The sequence below is a fragment of the Aerococcus sp. L_32 genome (genome assembly GCF_050689315.1).
In genome coordinates this window covers 1-4,900 of record NZ_JBOEQF010000160.1, presented here as the reverse complement: position 1 = coordinate 4,900, position 4,900 = coordinate 1, and the positions used below count along the sequence as shown (strand labels likewise).

The window sequence follows — 4,900 nt, the reverse complement described above, 5'->3', positions numbered from 1 at the left end:
TCCGCGTGTACGTGGTTTTGCTTGACGGTTGTTATGTTTAATTTTAGCAAAGGCTTCTTTGTTGTTTAAATCAGTGTTGTTTCCCATAGTAATCACTTTCCCTTTCGTAAACCAGAGTGTCTGTTATTATTTGATCGTTACTTGATAGCTAGTTGACTGTGTTTGCTTTCCCTATCTTCCATGGCAAGGTAGGCCTTGTTTTCGGAAATGTTGACATAAGCTGGGCGGATAATTTTCGGGTCTTGAATTTGTTCCAAGCGATGGGCGCACCAACCGGCAGTTCGTGCGACGGCAAAGATTGGGGTATAGAGGTCTGGACTCATTCCAAGCATTCTATAAACAAGGCCCGTGTATAAATCAACGTTGGCACAAATTTCACTGCCAGGACGCTTTTCATTGAGGAGGCCTTTGGTGATGTCTTCGATGTTACTTAGGAGGTTGAAGTCATCGCAATAACCTTTTTCAATGGCCATTTCTTTCGCCTTATCTTTCAGCAAAACAGCTCGTGGGTCTGACTTTGTATATACTGCATGCCCCATACCGTAGATGAGGCCTGACTTGTCAAAGGCTTGCTTATTTAAGATATCACGTAGGTATTTTTCAACTTGGTCCTTATCCGTCCAATCAGCCGTTGTGGCTTTTAAATCTTGCACCATGGCTTCTACCATCGAATTGGCACCACCGTGTTTTGACCCTTTAAGCGAACTTAAGGCTGTTGAAATGGTTGAATAAGTATCCGTTCCTGTTGAAGACACTACATGAGTAGCGAAGGTTGAATTGTTCCCGCCACCGTGTTCGGCATGAATAATCAAACATAGGTCTAATAACTTGGCTTCCTCATCGGTAAATGTCGCATTTGGACGAATGAGATGAAGAATCGTTTCAGCTGTCGACATATTCGGCTCCAGGTGATGCAAGATAAGTGACGCATCATCGTAGTAATACTTCTTACCTATGTAGGAATAGGCAAGTATGAGTGGCATCTTCGCAATGATGGAAATGACTTGAGAGATTTGATTTTCAAAATCACGATCTTCCGCCTTATCATCAAAGGAATAAAGTGCCAACAATACCCGCTGCATATTATTCATTACGTTCTCGGATGGCGAATTAATAATGAAATTTTCAATGAAGCTATCGGGGAGTTTTCGATTCTCCTCCAGTAATTCATTAAAAGCAGCCATTTCCCCTTTAGTTGGTAAACTGCCTGAGAGCAAGAGATAGATGGTTTCTTCATAGCCGAACTTATCTTCTTTAAAATAATTCTCTACTAAGTCTGTCAATCGAATTCCCCGATAACGGAGTTCCCCTTCTGTCGGCATTATTTTATTATCTAGCATTTTATAACCTGAAACTGAAGCAATCCCTGACACCCCAACTAATACCCCTGTACCATCGTCATTCCGTAGGCCGTGTTTCAAGTCATAGGTAGAATAATGATCAGGAGAGATGGTTGTGTTAGATTTTACGACATCAACAAATTGACGTCCAAACACTCTGTTATCAAAATCGATAGACAAGATATACCGCACCCTTTCTTTAATTTTAATAAAACATGCAAAACAGAAACCCTGTAGAAAACGCTACAAGTCAGTTTTGATAACTGTATCCTAGTCACTTTAGATTTGAATGTCAACCACTATTTTAAGAATACGATGAGAGTGAATCTCATCTTTTTCTTATTTCACAAGGGTTTACGCCGTGTAAAATAATTTAAAATTATTTTCAAAAAAGTAACATGGCAGAAAAATACCTCGCATGATTTTCTCATCAATGTAATATTTTCTCCGCAAACCATGTGATATTTGTAAGAAAAGACACAGAACTGGAAGAGGTGGAAAAATAATTTAAAAGTTATGCAAATTAAGTGTGCAAATAAATATAAATGAACACCAAAAAAGCCCTTGCTGATTCATTTGATGCAGCAAGGACTGTGTATTGCATTGGTTATTTGAAATGATTTGAAAGACTTTCCTACTATTGGACACGCTTTTGGATATAATTTTCAACGGCATAGTCGCTAGGATCAAGCAAGGTTTCCTCATTATTGATTAACCGACTAATCTCTCTGGCAATCAAAGGGCCGGTGGTTAAACCGGATGAACCCAAGCCGGATGCCACATAAACATTTGGTCGGTCAGGCAATGGTCCATAGAAGGGCGCATAGTCAGAGGTGTAAGCCCGGCTGCCGATTTTATAGTCAGTGACTGGATAGTTAGCCAATTCAGGGACCAACTGATAGATTGTGGAAAAGATATCCGCTAATTGACTTGGGTCTGTGGATAAATCAAATCCTTGCTCGTCTTCGTGACTAGCACCCACAAAGATTTTTCCGTCTAAATGGGGGATAAAATCACCTTCACCTTCAGGCATAATCAGGGGTAATGCTTGGGTATCCCAGTCGGTTTCTATCACTGCCAATTGGCCTTTTTGAGGGCGGACATCTACTTGATAGCCCAGTGGGTCAAGGACCTGACTTAGCCAAGCACCAGTCGCTAAGACCACGGTATCATAGACTTCCTGGTCATTTTTTACCATAACTTTTCCATCATCTAAGAAAGTTAAATCAGCCCGCCCATTCACAACTTTTAGATTTTCCCCTTTGGCGGCAGCAATTAAATCCTGACATAAAGCTTGACCGTCTACTACCGCACCGCCATCCGTTTCAATCAGGTCATTGTCATAGTGAAACTGGGGAAATCTAGCCTGTTGATAAGTTGGGGATAACTTGTTAATTTCTTGGATTAAAGGGGCTTCTGCCTGCCGTTTTTCAGCAATTGCCATCAAATCATCGATCAGTTTGGGCTTTTTCTTCAACAACCAAGTTGTTTTTTGCTGATAAGCCTGGCTCACTATCCCAGCGTCCGCTAAATCTTTCAATAAGTCTCGGTAAAAATGGGCCCCACCATTGGCTAGGCGGTACCAGGGTTTATTGCGACGTTTAGAGAACCAGGGGCAGATAATACCGGCCGCCGCTTTAGTAGCTTGTCCAGTTCCATCGTCATATAGGGTTACATCATGGTCTTTGGTTAAATAAAAGGCAGCGGTCGATCCAAGGATCCCGCCACCTATTACTGCTATCTTCACTTAGTTAGCTCCTTACTATATATCAGTACAATGTATCCGTACTATTAATCAGTACCAAAATCAGCACATTTCAGTTTTTGCTAGTCCTTAGTTTTACGGCGTTGACTGGTTTTGCCTGATTCGGTATTTTTCTTATCGTCTTTATCTGCCTTATCAGTGTAACCATCGCGTTCTTGACGGTCCTGCATTTCCCGATAAGTCTTCCGGTTAATAATCGGACGTTTCAACATAACGGTATTCCACAGGTTATTTAGACGCATAGGTTCATCAGAGACTGCCGGTTTTTCCTCATGATTACTATCAGGTGTTTGGTCTAATTCCCGAACGGGGGTTAAATCCTTATCGTCATCCCCCGGCTGGCCTGTTAAATAGGCGCCTAAAGTTGGTGAATAAGTGTCGTCATCACTTAAAGTTGACTGAGCCGCTCGGTTTGAAATCCACAAGTCTACTTTGTCACCGACATTAAAGTAAGAGACTAAGAAGTAGTATGCGACAGCGATAATGGCAATGGCCCATACCAGCCAGACTGGCAGGTTAATCTGCGCTACCCGGTATGAACGGATAATGTAGGGTAGAGTGAAGACCAGTGCGGCAGAAAAGATGCCGGCTAATAAATATAAGACATTAAAGCCTTGATACCACTTGCGGCCAAAGGCAGTATTGCGGTTGAAAGTCACCCAGAAGAAAATGGCTGTGAAAATCACGAAAACCTGTAGAGGCAATCCTAAAATCGATACCGCAACTGGCATCTGGATAGCAGAAGCAAAGTCCCCCCACCATGCGTAACCAGCAATAAACATATAAGTCGCATAAATGGTTAAAGTTAAGATAAAAAATGATAGAACAGCTGGTACATACTTAGCTAAATCAAAATCATAACGTTCAATATTCAAGCGACGTAGGGTCAACTTACAATAATCTTCCCCTGACATCCCCAGCACTTCCTCCGCTGAAATTTGTCGCAATTCCGCCACTTGCAACCGGTCCACTAATTTTGATAACTCCTGATAAATCGCAGGTTGCGCCGGACCGCTCGTTAGAAAGTACCCCTCACAATCCTGGAAGAAGGACCGCATATCCGCCGATAAGGCGCTGGCTTTCTCATGCGTCTCCGCTCGCAAAGCTTGCATTTGGTTGACACTTGCATCCGTATTATATCTCCGTTGTGCCATCGTATACACTCCTCATTAGTACAATTGATACAGCTTCCTGGAAAGGGGATCGCGCTTTTGCTAGCACCCCTTATTTTTCCGTTTCCTTTTCATTATATACTACCAAAAGTCAGACCAATAGCGGTAGCCTTTAAATCTTTTGTAATTTTTAAAGGTTAGGGAGCTTTTTGGCATTTGCGAAAGCTGCGGGTCACGAATCAATGTGACAAGTAAAAACAAATGTTGAAAATTGTTATATATGACAATTGCCCTTTAACTTCCTATAAATATGATATTATCATTAGTAAAATGATAAATAATTTTAATCTTCTAATCATTAGAACGTTTGGGCGCAAAGTCTCGTTTGGGGTTTGTTTTGGCGTAGGGAGGGTCTATGAAGAAATATTTTAAATTGTATTGGAAAGAAAATGCACTATTAGTGTTAATTATTGTATTAGGGGCAGTGGCACAAATTGTGGCTAGTGTCTTAAATGCAAATGTCTTGAATGCCTTAATTGCCTTTGATTGGCGAGCCATGATAGTGTCAATTATATGGGTGACCCTTTTGCAGATCGCTTATATTGTAACTTTACTAATGAAAATACCCTATCAAGCTAAAGTTACCCAGCTAATGGTGACAGCGATTCGCAAGGATATCACCC

The 4,900-nt window shown here is 41.4% G+C and carries 3 protein-coding genes and 1 pseudogene; 1 reads left to right on the top strand and 3 read right to left on the bottom strand.

The window, feature by feature from the left end; genetic code table 11:
* Nucleotides 1-137: 137 nt before the first annotated feature.
* From ACRCJ0_RS09460 to ACRCJ0_RS09450, 3 genes are all read right to left on the bottom strand, one after another.
* A complete protein-coding gene (locus ACRCJ0_RS09460; RefSeq protein WP_417893984.1) occupies nt 138-1,520 on the bottom strand; it encodes a citrate synthase in 1,383 nt (460 codons plus the stop codon).
* A 457-nt stretch (nt 1,521-1,977) separates the two neighbouring features.
* Entirely contained in the window at nt 1,978-3,087 is a 1,110-nt protein-coding gene (locus ACRCJ0_RS09455) for an NAD(P)/FAD-dependent oxidoreductase (protein WP_417893985.1), read from the bottom strand.
* Between the two features lie 80 nt (nt 3,088-3,167).
* Entirely contained in the window at nt 3,168-4,259 is a 1,092-nt protein-coding gene (locus tag ACRCJ0_RS09450; protein ID WP_431387317.1) for a hypothetical protein, read from the bottom strand.
* Nucleotides 4,260-4,632: 373 nt separating this feature from the next.
* Here ACRCJ0_RS09450 and ACRCJ0_RS09445 point away from each other — a divergent pair.
* A pseudogene (locus ACRCJ0_RS09445) lies at nt 4,633-4,900 on the top strand (ABC transporter ATP-binding protein); the annotation flags it as partial.

Bases quoted from the DNA above. Each gene is read 5' to 3' on its own strand.
- ACRCJ0_RS09450 (WP_431387317.1), bottom strand. From the start codon at position 4,259: ATGGCACAACGGAGATATAATACGGATGCAAGTGTCAACCAAATGCAA.